Here is a 15695-nt window from a genome sequence, read left to right as displayed (position 1 = left end):
CCAAGCATTTCATTAACATCGAACAAACATAAACCGCCAATAATAAATACAAGGATGTCAAATGAAGTTCCAACCTTTGTTGGCCGGCACGTTACTGCTGGCACCCACTCTCGCTTTGGCCCAGAGCAATCAAGCGCCCACGCCGGCAGAAATTTTCAGCCAGGGGGCGCAATACACCAATGTCAAAATCTCCCCCTCAGGTGACTATCTCAGCGTGATCATGAATCACGAAGGAAAAGATAAGCTACTGATCCTCAATACTGAAGATCTCAGTGCCAAGCACATAGTTTATTTCCCGGGTAATGCCCAAGTGGGCAGTTATTCCTGGGTCAACGATGAACGTGTCGTGGTCGCCAAGGAATACCTCAAGGGCTGGGATGATCGCCCGCTCTACTATGGTGAGTTGATGGCTGTAAACGCCGATGGCTCCAAGGCCGCCTATCTGTTCGGTTACAATTCGGGCCAGCAGCAAACCGGTTCCCACCTGAAGAAAAACACCGCTATCCAGGCCACGGCCTATGTGCTCGATCCCTTGCCGGATGATGACCGCTACATGTTGGTCAACGCCATCCCCTGGAACGGCGGTCGCAGCCTGGATTATGAACAGTTGCAGGATGTCTATCAGGTTGATGTCTACCGCGGCACCCGCAAGAAGATCACCCGCTCTCCCATAGGTATGGCCAGCTTCATGACAGATGATGACGGTGAAGTGCGCTTTGTTGCCGGTCAGGACAGAAGCAACAACACCCGTATTTTCTACCGTAACGACGGTGAATGGATTGACACAGACAAGCTGAACATCGGCCTGAAGGACTTTACCCCTATCTCCTTTACCGAAGATCCCAACAGTGTCTATGCCTCCGCCTCCCTGGCCGGTGAGCCCAAGGCCGTGTATCGGGTCAACCTGAAAACCGGTGAAAAGCAGCAGATAGTCAGTGATGCCAGAGTCGAGCCGGACAACTTCTGGATCAACGGCCAGAACAAACAGCTCTACGCGGTGGAATTTGCCAACGGTTACCCAACCTACGCCTTTGTTGACTCTGAAGATCAGCATGCTGTGTATCTGAAGCAACTGCTGGCCAGCCTGCCTGGGCACCAGGTACGCATCGTCAGCGAGACCCGTAACGCCGACAAGATGGTCATTCTGGCCTTCAACGACCGCAACCCGGGCGACTACTATCTGTTTGACACCAAAGCGGTCAAACTCAGACACCTGCTGCGCACCATGGGAAGCATAGATCCGGCCAAAATGGCCGAAGTGAAACCCATGGACATCAAGGTGCGTGACGGCATGACAATTCAGGCCTACCTGACCTTGCCACCCGGCAAAGATCCCAAACAGTTGCCTCTGGTGGTCAACCCGCACGGCGGCCCACACTATGTCAGGGACAGCTGGGGCTTTGATCCTCAAAACCAGATGCTGGCCAATCAGGGTATTGCCGTACTGCAGGTTAACTTCCGCGGCTCAGGTGGTTATGGTGAAGCCTTCCAGCAAGCGGGCTACCGCAAGTGGGGCAGTGAAATTCAGTACGACATCATAGACGCCACCCGCCATCTGATAGACCAAGGCATAGTGGACAAGAAGCGCATCTGTATCGTCGGCGGCAGCTTTGGCGGCTACAGCGCGCTGCAAAGCTCGGTCATGGAGCCGGATCTGTTCAAGTGTGCCATCGGCTTTGCCGGGGTGTACGACCTGGAAATGATGTTTAAAGAAGGTGACGTGCAGGAACGTGACTCGGGCACCAGCTACCTGCGAACTGTGCTTGGTCAGGATCAGGCCGTGCTGCGTGCCATGTCGCCCACTCGCAACGTCGACAAGCTCAAGGCCAATCTGCTGCTGGTGCACGGTGGCAATGATGAGCGCGCTCCGATAGAGCAGTTTGAAGCCCTGGAAGATGCGCTCAAGAAGCGTAACTACCCCTATCAGAAAATCATCATGGATGATGAGGGCCACGGTTTTTACGATGAAAGCCACAGAGCCATCTACTATCAGAAAATGCTAAACTTCCTTAAGCAGAATCTGGGCGTTTAAGTTTAACAGCCGTAAACCAAGCCGCTCTCCAGGGAGCGGCTTTTTTTGTGCTATGGGGCTTTTCTGGTATGAATTTACAGCAAATAGCGGTATCCTCCGCTTCCCGCAGATAAATGTGAAAAGCGTCACAGCTTGCGCGGATAGTAACAAACGGAAGGCGCTGGCTTGGCGTCTATCCGCCGGAGGAAAACAATGGCATTGAGTGAAGCAGCTTTGATGGTTCAGACCGCGCTCCTGGAGCGAGGACTCGAGACCCCCATGGTACCCTGTGGCTTGTCGGCCGAGGAGCGCAAGGAAAAAATAGAGGCCCATATGAAGGCCATTTTGACCTTGATGTCGCTGGATTTGAGCGACGACAGCCTGATGGATACGCCGAAACGTATCGCCAAGATGTATGTCGACGAAATTTTCTCCGGCCTCGACTATGCCAACTTCCCCAAGATCACTGTTATCGACAACAAGATGGGCTTCGATGAAATGGTGCGGGTGCAGGACATCAGCCTCACCAGCACCTGTGAGCACCATCTGGTGACCATAGATGGCACTGCTACTGTGGCCTATCTGCCGCGGAAGAAGATCATCGGCCTGTCGAAGATCAACCGCATAGTGCGTTTCTTTGCCCAGCGGCCACAGGTGCAGGAGCGCCTGACCCAGCAAGTACTGGTTGCGTTGCAGACACTGCTGGAAACCAAAGATGTGGCGGTAAAAATGGATGCAGTGCATTACTGCGTTAAATCCCGCGGTGTGATGGATTCCACCAGCTCCACCACCACTACGGCTCTTGGCGGCGTGTTCAAGTCCAACCCGGCCACCCGCGCCGAGTTTCTGCATCAGGCCAAATAGCCTCTCCGTAATAAAAAACGCTGCCAAGGCAGCGTTTTTTATGGCTGTACAGAAAGTTACTCAAGCTTCTGAAAGAGCTGAGATTCTATCCTGGGTGGCATTAAATACCGTACTGTTCACGATAGGCGCTAACGGCGGCCAACTCCTGCTCCATCCCCGGTTTCTCGGCCAAGTAGGCAATCAAATCGGCCAGCTTGATGATGGCCACTATCTGGCAACCAAAGTCGCGCTCCACTTCCTGAATGGCAGACAGTTCGCCCTTGCCCTTCTCCTGACGGTCGAGTGCAATCAATACCCCGGCCAGAGTCGCGCCATTGGCCTGAATGATCTCCATGGACTCGCGAATAGCGGTACCTGCGGTGATCACATCATCCACCAACATCACCTTACCCTTGAGCTCGCTGCCAACCAGGTTGCCGCCTTCGCCGTGGTCTTTCTTCTCTTTGCGGTTAAAGCAGTAAGGAATATCCAGATCATGGTGTTCGGCCAAGGCTACAGCCGTGGTTGTGGCGATGGGGATCCCCTTGTAGGCCGGGCCAAACAGGAGATCGTAATCGATACCGGCATCCACCAACGCAGCAGCATAAAAACGGCCCAGGCGGGCCAGATCCCGCCCAGTGTTAAACAGACCGGCATTGAAGAAGTATGGGCTCTTGCGGCCGGACTTCAGGGTAAACTCACCGAATCTCAACACCTGACGCTCAAGGGCAAATTCAATAAACTCGCGCTGATAGGCTTTCACGATCTCTCCTCTTGTGATTATGGGTAAGCCCTTAAGGCTCACGGGTACGAACAAGTACTCTCTGGAGTACGAAAAAAAGGACCCTCATGGGGTCCTTAAAAAAACTTAACTCAATGCAGCCTTCTGCACATCGATAATCTCACGAATGCCATGCTTGGCCAGCTCCAGCAGACTCAGCAACTCTTCATGGCTGAACGGCTCGCCTTCGGCGGTGCCCTGTATCTCGATGATCTTGCCGGTTTCTGTCATCACCACATTCATATCGGTTTCGGCGGCACTGTCTTCGATATATTCCAGGTCACAGATAGGCTCACCTTCAAAAATTCCCACGCTCACGGCGGCGATCAGGAATTTGAGCGGATTGGCCTTGAGAATACCCTTGGCACGAGCCCAATTAAGCGCATCCACCAGAGCCACACAGGCACCAGTGATGGCCGCAGTGCGGGTACCGCCGTCGGCCTGAATCACATCACAGTCGATCACTATGGTGTTTTCACCCAGCAGTTTCATATCCACAGCGGCGCGCAAAGCACGGCCGATGAGGCGCTGAATTTCCTGGGTACGACCAGACTGCTTGCCCCGGGCCGCTTCGCGATCCATACGGCTATGGGTAGAACGGGGCAACATGCCATATTCTGCCGTCACCCAACCTTGGCCCTGGCCTTTGAGAAATCTCGGCACCCCTTCGGTAAAACTGGCGGTACAGAGTACTTTGGTATCGCCGAACTCGACCAGCACAGAACCTTCCGCATGGGCGGTAAACTGGCGAGTGATTGAAATGGGGCGGGTTTGAGCCGGAGTTCTGTTGCTGGGACGCATAGTGAATTCCTGTATTTTGTCGTCTGGACTGAATTGGCTGCATATTATAGGGCCTTGCGGCGCTTGACGCCATGGCGGATCCGTATCGAACCGACAAAGTGTATACACTTCACTTTAACCCCGGGGGCAAGCTGTCTATAATCCTCTGCTACACCCGTCTTCAAGCAACTGGAATATCTGATGATCCACAGCATGACCGCCTACGCCCGTATCGAGCATAAAGCCGACTGGGGCACAGCCTCCTGGGAAATCCGCTCAGTCAACCAGAGATATCTGGAAACCTATCTGCGCCTGCCGGAACAGTTCCGCAGTCTGGAGCCTGTGCTGCGAGACAGACTGCGCAAGCGTCTCAATCGCGGTAAGGTAGAAGTCAACCTGCGCTACGAGCTGAGCGATCAACAAGGTACCCAGCTGAATATGAATCAGGACTTGGCACTGCAACTGTTGCAGGCCGCCAACTGGGTAAAACAGCAAGCCGGCCAAGGTGAGCTCAACCCGGTGGATATTCTGCGCTGGCCAGGGGTCATGTCCTCATCCGAGCAAGACATGGATGCCATTGCCGCCGAACTGCTCAAAGCCTTCGACGGCGCCGTCGATCAGTTTATCGAAGCCCGCGGCCGTGAAGGCAGTGCCATCAAAGAGATGCTGCTGACCCGACTGGATGCCGTTGAAGCCCAGGTCGCCATAGTCCGCGAGCACATGCCCAAGGTCATGGAATGGCAAAGGGAAAAACTCAGCAACCGCCTGGCCGAAATCCAGGGCGAACTGGACCCGGCCAGACTGGAACAGGAAATGGTATTGCTGGCCCAAAAACAGGACGTGGCCGAAGAGATGGATCGCCTCGAAGCCCACGTGGCCGAAGCCCGCCGGATCCTCAACAAGGGTGGCAGCGAAGGCCGCAGACTGGACTTCATGATGCAAGAGTTCAACCGCGAATCCAACACCCTGGCCTCCAAGTCAATCAGCAGCGAAATCACCGCCGCCGCAGTCGAGCTTAAAGTGCTGATTGAGCAGATGCGAGAGCAGATCCAGAACGTTGAATAGAATCCACTAGTGTCAAATATTGACATCAACCACTTGTTTTTAATGGGCTACAAGTTAAATGCCGTCTATTAGCATCCAATAACACCCATCAACCTCCACAGCCAAGTGGTGGGTAAAATGATGAACAGTCAACTTTACCCACCACGGCTGATACAGCAGAAATGGGGGTCACAATCATAGGCTCACTTACCGTAAAAGAAATCGAGGCAAAGCTGAGGCAATCTGCAGTTGGTCGACATGCTGACGGTGATGGTCTCTACTTGTTGGTGCGCCCAAAATCTGGTGAACCATACTGTATGCAGAGATACACCTATGCGGGCAAACGCAAGGAAATGACACTCGCCAAGTATGGTGACCTCAAACTTGCGGATGCGCGCCTGCAAGCAGCCGAGCAGATGAAGCAGGTTAGATTAGGCTGCAACCCGATACAGGTAAGGCAGCAAGTAGCGCGTAGCACGTACCCAAGTCGTTACCGTGCGGAACCTGTTTGATGATTGGTATCCAGGATTAGAAAAACGCCTTAAACACCCCGAGAGCCCGCTCAGGGTATTCTCCAAAGACATCGCGCCAAAAATCGGAAAGCTTCCTCTTAACGATGTAACTCCCTTAGATATTCGGGATATTCTAAGAAAGATCACCGATAGCGGTCACCCGACAATTGCCAACGAAGCGCTGATGTACTGCAAACAGCTTTTTAATCACGGCATCAAACATGACAAGCCTGTCACGAACGGTTGCAATGCTCATCAACCAAAGAGGCATTTAGTGTAATTATTCGGTTCTGTTCTGACTATTATCCATTTTGGGAAGCACATGCCAAACCTGTAGTGGTCAAGTAAAACTGGTCCAATATTTCCAGCACTTGACTAAATAGCTGATCCGAATACTGCTACATTTTCGCGATGCCGTGTCCGTTGCCGGGAAAAGGCGAAACGGTTTCCATAAAATGCCATACCTTGCCAAGAAGTTCCCGCATGTTTCGGCAACTGTGATTACGGGTTACCGTTTCATGTAGTGCCAACCATAAGCGCTCTATCTTGTTGACCCAAGGTGAGTATACCGGTTGAAACAACAACCTGAACTTGGGGTTGCTCTTGAGCCAAGCCAGGGTTTTACGGCTCTTGTGAATGATGTAATTATCCAGAATTAGCGTGATAGTTTTGGCTTTGCGGTAATGTCGTTTGAGCTTTTCCAGCACCGCAATAAACAGCTCCGATGCCTTGCGGGCGCTGCTCACATAAAGCACTTTTCCTGTCTTGGTATGCAGCGTTCCAGCTAAGTAGTGCTTGCGGTTGTTGCCTGGGGTGACCACGCGTTTTTGTTGCCCTTTGGGCATCCAGTCCGCCCCGATTTTGGGGTTAAGGTCGATGTCTACTTCATCTTCATAGAATACCGTATGCTCAGCACTGCACTGTTCAAGAGCCTGATTTATAGCGGCCATTTTCTCAGCTTTGTATGGGTCTTTAATGCGCAACGTCGGGGCTGAGCGGCGCCAGACTATGCCTGCTTCGGGTAACAGACGACGAATGGTTGATGCAGCGACGCATAGCTTAAGCTGCGCATTAATCACCTTGGCAAGCAGCTCACTGCTCCAGCGGCTACGCTGGTAACCAAAGTCTTCCGGGCATAGCTGGATCAACAGCGACAGACAGAGCAATATCGGGTTAATAGGCAAGACGGTTGGCCGTCCAGGTTTCTCTGATTTCAGTCCATCAATGCCACATTGGGTGTACCAGCCCAACCATCGGCCGATGCTGGAGCGGGCTGCGCCGGTGATGTGCTGAACTTGGGTAACCGGCAGCCCTTGATGCAACATCAACATCGCAATAAGACGCCTGGCAAAGTGCTTATCGTTGGTTTTTTGAATCAATTTTTGCATGCGCTTGCGCTCAGCGCGGCATAGTGGTGCTAAGATAGCCATTCTCAGTCCTTGGGCGAGTGGTGGGTTTGTTTGGCGATAGATCTGATCGCTCAAACAGGACTGAGTTCCCTTCCTGTGATCTACTATTTGGAACAGCTATTTAGCTGTATAGATTTGCATCACAAACGTTGAGTTGACACAGGAATTTTGGCGTAAGCTGTGGCAAACTTAATCTGCGTTCTGATGATCGCAGGGTTGATGTGGCGATGTGTTAATCATTGTTACTGACTAATACTGAATTTGGCTGAGAACATGGATGATTGAACAAACTCTTACCAACGAGCGAATAGTTCCCGTTGTGCTAATGGCTATAGTTGAAGGAAAAACTAAGCTACGGAGTCAAGTGTATTCTGAAGACTCTGCCAGTTGTATCGTCGTAAAAGATCAACTTGTACAACTCCCCCTTGGTGCTACGCAAATTTCAGTCCCAAGGCGGGGTAAGGCAATAGCAACTGATAATGAACTACTATCACCGACTCTTGTAAAAGCAGACGAATTACATCTAATTATTGTTGTATCAGCAGTTTTGCAGCCTGCAATATCAACTAATTAAATAAGTAGCCGATCAACCAAATGCGTCCAGTCGTGCCACTAAGACCGCAAAGGGAAAGAATGCTTAGCGAAATACTTTCAAATTTTTCCGAAGATGAACTTTTAGATTTTCTCCCCAAAAGTTCCATAAATTTTGCGCTCGAATTAGATGAACCTGGTAACGACTCAGAAGTGGGCTTTCAATAAAATGGCAGTAGAAAAGTAAGGGGTTTAATGAAAGGGTTTCATAGGTTGCAGTGGCGGTCGGTCTACCGCGCGGGTGATCAAAATCTGTTTAAAGAGTTCTACATACCAGCGCTTGAGCGTTCTGTGTCCTACGACAGAGCTGTAGGCTTTTTTAGTTCTCATAGCTTGGTGTCTAATCTGTGTGGGTTGAGCAGACTGGTCGCGAATGGGGGGACGATGCGCTTAATTATCGGCCACCCACTTGAAGCAAATGAATTTATGGCTGTAAAGCAAGGTTACAGACTTGCTGAGCTCTTCGATGATCTCGATCAAAGGTTAGCCGAAATCATGGAGGAACAAAGCCCATGCCTCGATCTTAATCTTCAATTGTTGAGTATGTTGATCGCTTCATCTCGTCTTGAAATAAAGTTTGCGTTCCGGCGAAAAGGAATGTACCACGAAAAAATAGGCGTTCTTACTGATAGCTGTGGCGATAAATTGGTTTTTCAGGGCTCTGCAAACGAGACTATCTATGCGCTCGAGGATGGCTACAATGCGGAATCTATAATGGTTTTTCCCAGCTGGCGAGAAGAGACTTTTGAGCTTTACGGGCTTCCTTGCATACGAGGGTTTGAAACGTTGTGGAAAGGGGAACAGCTAAATACTGTGACTGTGAGCGTGCCTTCAACTTTTTATGAAAGAATTTCGGACAAAGCCCAGCAAAATACAAAGCTTACTTCTCTTATCGACAGAGAAGTAAGTCTGTATGAAGAGGTTGATGAAGCTTTCTTTACAAACCAAAAGTCATTTAATGTTCCGACTGTCCCGAGTCACATAGGTAAGAATGTATTTATTATCCGAGAACATCAAAAAAAAGCCATTAAATCATGGGCGAGTAATAATTATAAGGGCATTTTGAGACTATCGACAGGCTCAGGAAAGACGATCACTTCTATCGTTGCAGCCACTAAGATATATGAAGCTCGAAAGCAAAAAAGTGCTCCTACTGTCCTAATTGTTTCTGTTCCATATAAGGAGCTTGCTAGTCAGTGGGTGGAGAATCTTAATCAATTCAACATTCAACCTTTACGGTGTTGGGAGTCCAGAAATCGTTGGTACGATGATCTAAAAAAGGAAGTCCTTGACATCAATATGAAAGCGCATGATTTTCTAGCGATTGTCGTTGTAAATAGAACAATGGAGAGTCGTGACTTCCAGAGTCTTGTTAGCACTCTCGATCCAAATATGATGATGTTAATAGGTGACGAGTGCCATAATCATGGTTCGAAAAAGACCAATCGCTCTCTGCCGAATGCCTTCTATCGTATGGGGTTATCTGCTACTCCATTCAGGTCTGATGATGACGAAGTTGATAGCCCTTTTCCAAATGAGGCCAAAGACCGAATCTTGGCTTACTACGGCGATATTGTATCGGAATACTCATTAGGTGATGCCATACATGATGGCGTTTTGTGCGAGTACAATTATCACCTTGTACCCATATTTTTAACAGCAGAGGAACAGGATGAGTATGAGAGGCTCTCAACGGAGATCGGGAAATTGATTGGCCGTTCGGATAATTTGAGCAGCTCTCAGAGAAACCAGTTAACTTCTCTATGCGGCACGCGAAGTCGCCTTCTAGGTAGTGCCGCGAATAAACTACCTGCTTTAAAAGAGCTTGTCTCAAAAATATCTACGGCAGACAGAAAGCTATCATTATTTTACTGTGGTGAAGGTAAGCTTCGTAACGAAGAAGCAAGCTCAGTAGATGAACAGAGAGTAATTCAGGCAGTATCGAAAACTTTGTCTGAAGAGGGTTGGAAAACGTCGCGGTTTACGAGTGCGGAAACTTCTAGTGATCGCAGGGCAATCATGAGTAACTTTGTTAATGGTGATGTTGATGCCTTAGTGTCAATGAAAGTCTTAGATGAAGGTGTTGATGTTCCTGATTGCAGGAAAGCTTTTATCTTAGCTAGCACGAGAAACCCCAGGCAATATGTTCAGCGTCGAGGACGAGTATTGAGAAGGGCACCCGGCAAGGAAATTGCTGAAATTTATGACTTCATAACTTTGCCAACCGGTAATAGCAGCGCATCGCGTGCACTACGTGCGGCAGAATTAGAAAGGATTGATGACTTTGTTTTACTAGCAAACAACAGGTTATCTGTTGAAAAAGAAGTTGACCGACTTGCATTAAGAGAGGAATGAGGTGGACCAGGACATTGATAAGTTGAAGAAGCTTGCGAAGGAACTGATTCTTGTTGAACGGAAAAGTTTTTATGGCTCAGAGCCTGAGCGAGAACGGTTAGCGAAAATGCGTACACTGATCGATGCTGTGTCGAAGGAGCTAGGCGATGATTCTTAATTCAGTAACAGTTGAAAATTTCCGCTCGTTTTACGGAGAGCAGACAATAAATTTTGCTGATGATTCGAAGAGAAACACCACAATCATATACGCCTTAAACGGCGTCGGTAAAACCAACCTTCTGAACGCCGTACTTTGGTGTTTACACGGTGAGTTTTCGCCGAGCTTCACGAATCACAACGACATTCTGAATTGGGAAGCCGCTAGGCGTGGACGAAAAAGTTATCACGTTTCACTGCATTTAGAAGATTCAGGCCAGCAGTATGCTATTAAACGGACGGGTGGCGAGAACAAAAATTTTAAAGTTTTCATGATCGAAGAGGATGGAAACTCTCGAGAGCTTAAAGGTTCGCCATCGATGTTTGTAAACAGCATCATACCGAGGGATATGGCGGGTTACTTCATCAATGATGGTGAGGGTAGTGATCTCAAGGTCTCACAAAACGGCATGATCTCGATTAAACGCTCGATTCGTGACATTCTTGGGTTCAATGTCGCTGAGAAAACATTGAGAGACCTATCGACTATTAAGAAGGAAGTTCGGGATGAACTGAAAAGGTTCGATAAAGATCATGAGTTATCCAGGATAGAAGAAAAAATCCAGAGTTTTGACGACAAAATCAATAAGGCTAAGGCTGATTTTGAATCGAATCAGTCCGCGTTAGAGCTATACGAAGATCAGCTAGATACAGTTGAGAAAAGATTGGGGAACTCAAGTTCGGCGGTCGTTGATCAATTGATAAAGCAAAGGGATAGCGCTCAGAAAAATCGTTCTGCTCGAGCGAACCAATTACAGTCCCTTGAAGCTCAGAAAGTCTCTCTAATTCGTGAATATTCGTGGGTGGCATTTGCACATAAATTATCGGACGAAGCGTTAGATTTTATTGATGAAGCTGAACTAAAAGGTACGATTCCAGCGCCATTTAACCTTCAGCTTGTTAAAGACATTCTTGAGCGCGAAGAGTGTGTGTGCGGTGCTTGTATCAAACCAGGCACGATGGCCTTTGAAAAAATCAAGGAATTGACAAAGGAAGCCGCGGATCCAGACCTTCTGCATAGATTGCAAAAGGCTAGAAGTCGACTTACGGCGGTAAAAACTTTGTCACCGCAAGCTTATGATCGTATTGAAAAAAACTTCAAAGATGAGCGGGCTGTACGAGACGAAATTCAAGCGTTAGATGCGGAGCTAGAAGATATTTCAAATCAAATTCTTGAGCTTGACGATGCTGAGATTAGAAAACTAGAGAAAGATCGAGGTTTGTTGAAGACAAAAATTCGTGAAACACAACGGTCGGTTGTTCGGCTTGAGGAAAATATTAAGTCGTTTACCAAAGAACGCTCGACGTTGCAGGACGAGGCTTCACGCATAGAGGGGTTAAGTCCGCGGGCGAAAGTGCTCAAGCATAAACTAAATGTAATTGAAGGTGTTGAGACGCAGATTGCAAAGGAGCTCGAAGAGGCTGAGAGTAGCATCCATGGTATTTTGAAAGAGAAAATCGATTCTTTCCTAGATAAGTATCTGCGCCAAGATTACAAAGTGCTTATTACTTCGGACTTGAATTTATGCCTTCAAGATCGTAACGGTAAAGCCGTGCCACCGAGCGGAGGGCAAGGGGCGATTCTGAGTTTCATCTATATATCATCATTGATTGCGATAGCGCGTGAAAGAAGAGATCTTGATAGCACCATACTTACCCCCGGAGCGATTGCGCCATTAATCTTCGACGCCCCGTTTTCAAAGCTCGATCCAAAATATTCGCCAAATATAGCACGAGAGCTTCCGAAGCTAGTGGATCAGTTAGTAATTCTTATGTACCAAGATGAGGGTAAGAGTGTTACGTCGACTTTCTTGGAAGAGGGGAAGCTCGGGAAAGAGTATTATTTCTGCGAACAGATAGCGGGAGAACGGGGCGATCGAGAGATTCATGAGTTGAATTTTGGCGATCAAAGCGTGGTAGTTACTGAATATGGCTCAGCGATAGACAAAGTCGTAGTCAAGGAGGTGGTGCGTAATGACTGACAAATATTCAAATGCGTCCCTAGCGCAAGACGCTTCGTTAAACTGGCGTAGTGTGGGCGTAAAAAGGGAAAGGACTCATGAAGCTTTAACTCAGCGTCTTACTGTCAGCGGAACAACAATATTTAGCTATCTTAAGGATTTGATGGTATTTGCTGCGATGGTTGGATATTCAGAGAACGAGCGGATCTCGTTGACTGGGCAGACTATTGAGATTTCACTTGACACTTATTCTAGCGACCAAAAAGATGGCTTCATCTATCTTCTTGGTCTTCTAGAGACTAGAAACGGTACTTGCCTCAAAAACGAAAATCTACGAGAAACAGTCAAAGTATTTGAAGAATACTGTAACGGGGGGTTATACATCATCACTAAATGGCTTGATGAAAATCCATCGGACCCAATTGGTTTGGATACATTACTAGATAAAGTTTTTGAGAAGCTTACCAAGAATCGTATGAAAGCGTCGATAAAACCAACTGATATAGAAATAGTTTTTGATTGAAGGAGTACGCCACATATCAAGACCTACTGAAAATTTTTCCTGCTGAATAAAAACACAGTTCACTGTTGGTCCTAGAGTATTTCTCCAGGACCAACAGTGGAACGTAATCACGCTTCCAAAAGCTTGGGTGTAAACGTCACTAATAGTTAGTTTGGATTTTGAGTTTAAGAAGAGAGTTATCATCTTTGGTTAAAGATACTCGATTATAATGAAAGCAAGGATGACTAACTCTTCTTCTTTATACACGATATCCAATCATCCAATACTGGATAGGTAAAAACTTGATGAACATCTATAAGTGATAAAAATTACTAACATAGCAAGTAGCACTATCAATAAAATTTCTTTTGTGATAGAAAATACCACTATATAATTAAGTGTTGGCTATGAATGAACTTTAAGGTTGATTATGGAACGCTCTCTAAGCGATACGTTTAAAAAAATTAACGATCAAACATTGTTGTTGCCCGATTTCCAGCGGGATTACAAATGGGTAACGGCGAAACAGCAAAGCTTATTAGCTTCTATTTTGCTTAAGTTTCCGGTTGGTAGTTCTTTGATTCTTGAGGGGCAGTCAGATGATTTCGCACTGCGCAAGATTGGAGAAACCGTTCAGCATACATTAACCGAGTCAGCGCCTTGCGAGTACCTACTCGATGGTCAACAAAGAACAACGACATTATATAATGCATTTAATGATGTGTTTGACTTCTCTCAGTTCTCAGATCAAGTCGAATTGTCAGAGTTTATTTCTAAAAAAGCCAATCCGATGAAAGTTCGTTGGTTTATACGAGTTCCGGTTGTTGGCAAAGCCAATGAAAACGTTACCGATGTTTTTCATGCGGCCAAAGTAGTGTTTGATAAGGATGGCCTAGATCATTTTGAGCCTAACGATATTGTTGACATCTTTAGCTATGAAACTTTCAACGAGCGAAATAGTAAAGGCGTGTCTAAGTGGTTTTCACCATACTATCAATTAAAATCACTCCAGATGGGTAAAACAAAACCTCAGGTGATTACTCAGTTTGTCAACGATTGCATCGATTTTGGTATGATCCCGCTATTCATGATCGGTACAAAGTCGATTGTTGTTAACCGTATTCTTGAAGGCATTGCCGAAATTAACATGCAGGCAATTCGTGATAAATATGAAGATGATTTCGAATTTATCAAGGAGCATTACGATACAGCACAACTTTTCGATGGAATTAATTCGATTGAAGAATGTGAAGAGAGTGGCATAGTTTTCTCAGAAGAGATTGAAAAAATCTTTAATACTTGTAAAAGTGAGTGGAAAAACAACGTATCTAACTATTTAGTTCGTGACATCTTCGAAGACTATAAACTTAATAGCCTAGTCACAAACGACATTCGCCGCGCAATTCCGATTTTTTGCCATCTTAATGATGGTGGTATGAAGCTAGATGATTTTGATTTAGTATCAGCTAAGGTTGCGAAAAGCATTTCCGGGGATACATCGACCTACTCGCTCAGCTCAATCATTCGCTCGATGTTTGTGAATCCTGTCACGCTTTGTGCTTCTCTTCAGCATGCGTGTGGTGCATCTGAACGTTTAGACCTTCATGATCTTGACAGTTTGTCTGACGGCTTACCTTCTGGGTACCTCTCTAAGGCAATTCTTGCGATCTGTACTGCACTGGCTCGCCGTGAAATTGAATTAGATGCGGGGAATGATTTTGAAGTAAAGAAGAAAGACACCAGTTCAAAGACGTTGCTAAGCTTGGACACCCAAATCATCCGCAAGTATATAGAAACTTCGACTCTAGCGGTACAGCGTGCATACGCGTTTCTGTTGATTCGTTGCGGGGTGTATAACTCTAACAAGCTACACTATAAGCTGATGATTCAGCCCATCGCTTATATATTTGCGGAAGATCGCTTCTGGAATGATGCAGCAGTGCATAAAAAAGTGGAGTTCTGGTACTGGACAAGCGCATTCTCAGGTCGTTATGTTTACGATCAAAGTGCGATTGTTATTGATGATATTAATCAGTTATACAACTGGGTTGCCAACGGTGATGGCGAAGTGATCTTAGACCGAGAAAATCTAGTTTTTAAAGACGATAAGTTCGCTTCAAAAGACCTGTTGATGCAGCGTCTAAATGAATATCCAAAAGAAGGGATTCATAACTTGATCCTTCAGTACGTTTTGAGTGTATCACCGAGCTATGATTTACACGCAACTGAAACTAAACCACTTAATGCCTATAAAGTAAACGACAATGGTGACATAGGACTCTGGCCAGCAAATGCATCTGATGGGTTGAATGATCATCATATTATTCCTCTAGGGGCAGTTAAGGGACTTGGGCAAAAGACGGAGGATATTCGACAAGATCCTAACCACATCTTGAATAGTCCACTAAACCGTGTGCTAATTTCTGGTCAGGCAAATAATGTGATTAGTTCAATGGACCCTTCACGTTATTTTGTTGATATCCCACAAAACAAGATCGTGATGAGATCTCTGTTAATTGGTGATTCATTTAGCTGTATTTCTACAGGTTCGAGTGTTGAAGAGATTGAAGCGGCATTGTCAGAGCGTTTTGATGAGTTGGTAGATTCAGTAAGGAGCCGATTACTTAGTTTGCGAGTGTAACCTTGACTCACTGAAATAGAATTTAAGGCTCTTTTCAATGGTGATAAAGAGCCTTTTATTTTATGATTTA

Annotated in this window: 12 protein-coding genes; 9 read left to right on the top strand and 3 right to left on the bottom strand. The window is 46.8% G+C overall.

Annotated features, from left to right (window positions below; translation table 11 throughout):
• The first annotated feature begins 61 nt into the window (after positions 1-61).
• Positions 62-2032, top strand: a complete 1971-nt coding sequence (locus ACWAU4_RS01970) for an alpha/beta hydrolase family protein (protein ID WP_208158079.1) — start codon at positions 62-64, stop codon at positions 2030-2032.
• Between the two features lie 192 nt (positions 2033-2224).
• A complete protein-coding gene (gene folE / locus ACWAU4_RS01965) occupies positions 2225-2875 on the top strand; it encodes a GTP cyclohydrolase I FolE (protein WP_025010867.1) in 651 nt (216 codons plus the stop codon).
• A gap of 100 nt (positions 2876-2975) precedes the next feature.
• Here the strand turns inward: folE and pyrE are convergent, their stop codons facing one another.
• Positions 2976-3617 carry an orotate phosphoribosyltransferase gene (gene pyrE, locus ACWAU4_RS01960; protein ID WP_025010866.1) on the bottom strand — a complete coding sequence of 214 codons (642 nt, stop codon included), beginning with the start codon at positions 3615-3617 and terminating at the stop codon, positions 2976-2978.
• A gap of 105 nt (positions 3618-3722) precedes the next feature.
• On the bottom strand, positions 3723-4436 hold the full coding sequence (rph, locus tag ACWAU4_RS01955) for a ribonuclease PH (RefSeq protein ID WP_025010865.1): 714 nt from the start codon (positions 4434-4436) through the stop codon (positions 3723-3725).
• Between the two features lie 180 nt (positions 4437-4616).
• On the opposite strand from rph, the gene ACWAU4_RS01950 reads away from it, so the two are divergent.
• The 3 genes from ACWAU4_RS01950 (at position 4617) to ACWAU4_RS01940 (ending at position 6251) form a co-directional block, all read left to right on the top strand.
• Complete coding sequence (locus tag ACWAU4_RS01950; RefSeq protein ID WP_045283620.1) at positions 4617-5480, top strand: YicC/YloC family endoribonuclease; 864 nt, start codon at positions 4617-4619, stop codon at positions 5478-5480.
• A gap of 161 nt (positions 5481-5641) precedes the next feature.
• The gene (locus ACWAU4_RS01945; protein WP_052678818.1) at positions 5642-5971 is read left to right on the top strand and encodes an Arm DNA-binding domain-containing protein; all 330 of its coding nucleotides are present in this window, start codon (positions 5642-5644) and stop codon (positions 5969-5971) included.
• Positions 5955-6251, top strand: coding sequence for a phage integrase central domain-containing protein (locus ACWAU4_RS01940; protein WP_052678817.1), 297 nt, complete (start codon positions 5955-5957; stop codon positions 6249-6251). The genes ACWAU4_RS01945 and ACWAU4_RS01940 overlap by 17 nt, the downstream gene beginning before the upstream one ends.
• Before the next feature lie 118 nt (positions 6252-6369).
• On the opposite strand, the gene ACWAU4_RS01935 is transcribed toward ACWAU4_RS01940, so the two are convergent.
• Entirely contained in the window at positions 6370-7401 is a 1032-nt protein-coding gene (locus ACWAU4_RS01935; protein WP_045283633.1) for an IS630-like element ISSen5 family transposase, read from the bottom strand.
• 954 nt (positions 7402-8355) lie between these two features.
• On the opposite strand from ACWAU4_RS01935, the gene ACWAU4_RS01930 reads away from it, so the two are divergent.
• The 4 genes from ACWAU4_RS01930 to ACWAU4_RS01915 all read left to right on the top strand — a co-directional run bounded on the left by ACWAU4_RS01930 (position 8356) and on the right by ACWAU4_RS01915 (position 15625).
• Positions 8356-10326, top strand: coding sequence for a DEAD/DEAH box helicase family protein (locus tag ACWAU4_RS01930; protein WP_454290431.1), 1971 nt, complete (start codon positions 8356-8358; stop codon positions 10324-10326).
• Between the two features lie 146 nt (positions 10327-10472).
• A complete protein-coding gene (locus ACWAU4_RS01925; protein WP_045283618.1) occupies positions 10473-12503 on the top strand; it encodes an AAA family ATPase in 2031 nt (676 codons plus the stop codon).
• Positions 12496-13005, top strand: a complete 510-nt coding sequence (locus tag ACWAU4_RS01920; RefSeq protein ID WP_052678812.1) for a DNA phosphorothioation-associated protein 4 — start codon at positions 12496-12498, stop codon at positions 13003-13005. Before ACWAU4_RS01925 ends, ACWAU4_RS01920 begins: the two co-directional genes overlap by 8 nt.
• Before the next feature lie 409 nt (positions 13006-13414).
• Complete coding sequence (locus ACWAU4_RS01915; RefSeq protein ID WP_335904241.1) at positions 13415-15625, top strand: DUF262 domain-containing protein; 2211 nt, start codon at positions 13415-13417, stop codon at positions 15623-15625.
• Positions 15626-15695 lie beyond the last annotated feature (70 nt).

It is taken from the genome of Shewanella sp. FeAMO (assembly GCF_053653955.1).
The sequence above is the reverse complement of the archived record's forward strand: the minus strand, read 5'-3'. Positions and strand labels throughout refer to the sequence as shown.

Excerpts from the sequence above, each read along its gene's own strand:
- ACWAU4_RS01970 (WP_208158079.1), top strand. The coding sequence starts at position 62 with ATGAAGTTCCAACCTTTGTTGGCCGGCACGTTACTGCTGGCACCCACT.
- ACWAU4_RS01920 (WP_052678812.1), top strand. The coding sequence starts at position 12,496 with ATGACTGACAAATATTCAAATGCGTCCCTAGCGCAAGACGCTTCGTTA.
- folE (WP_025010867.1), top strand. The coding sequence starts at position 2,225 with ATGGCATTGAGTGAAGCAGCTTTGATGGTTCAGACCGCGCTCCTGGAG.
- rph (WP_025010865.1), bottom strand. The coding sequence starts at position 4,436 with ATGCGTCCCAGCAACAGAACTCCGGCTCAAACCCGCCCCATTTCAATC.
- ACWAU4_RS01935 (WP_045283633.1), bottom strand. The coding sequence starts at position 7,401 with ATGGCTATCTTAGCACCACTATGCCGCGCTGAGCGCAAGCGCATGCAA.
- ACWAU4_RS01930 (WP_454290431.1), top strand. The coding sequence starts at position 8,356 with ATGCGCTTAATTATCGGCCACCCACTTGAAGCAAATGAATTTATGGCT.
- ACWAU4_RS01945 (WP_052678818.1), top strand. The coding sequence starts at position 5,642 with ATGGGGGTCACAATCATAGGCTCACTTACCGTAAAAGAAATCGAGGCA.
- ACWAU4_RS01925 (WP_045283618.1), top strand. The coding sequence starts at position 10,473 with ATGATTCTTAATTCAGTAACAGTTGAAAATTTCCGCTCGTTTTACGGA.
- ACWAU4_RS01950 (WP_045283620.1), top strand. The coding sequence starts at position 4,617 with ATGATCCACAGCATGACCGCCTACGCCCGTATCGAGCATAAAGCCGAC.
- ACWAU4_RS01915 (WP_335904241.1), top strand. The coding sequence starts at position 13,415 with ATGGAACGCTCTCTAAGCGATACGTTTAAAAAAATTAACGATCAAACA.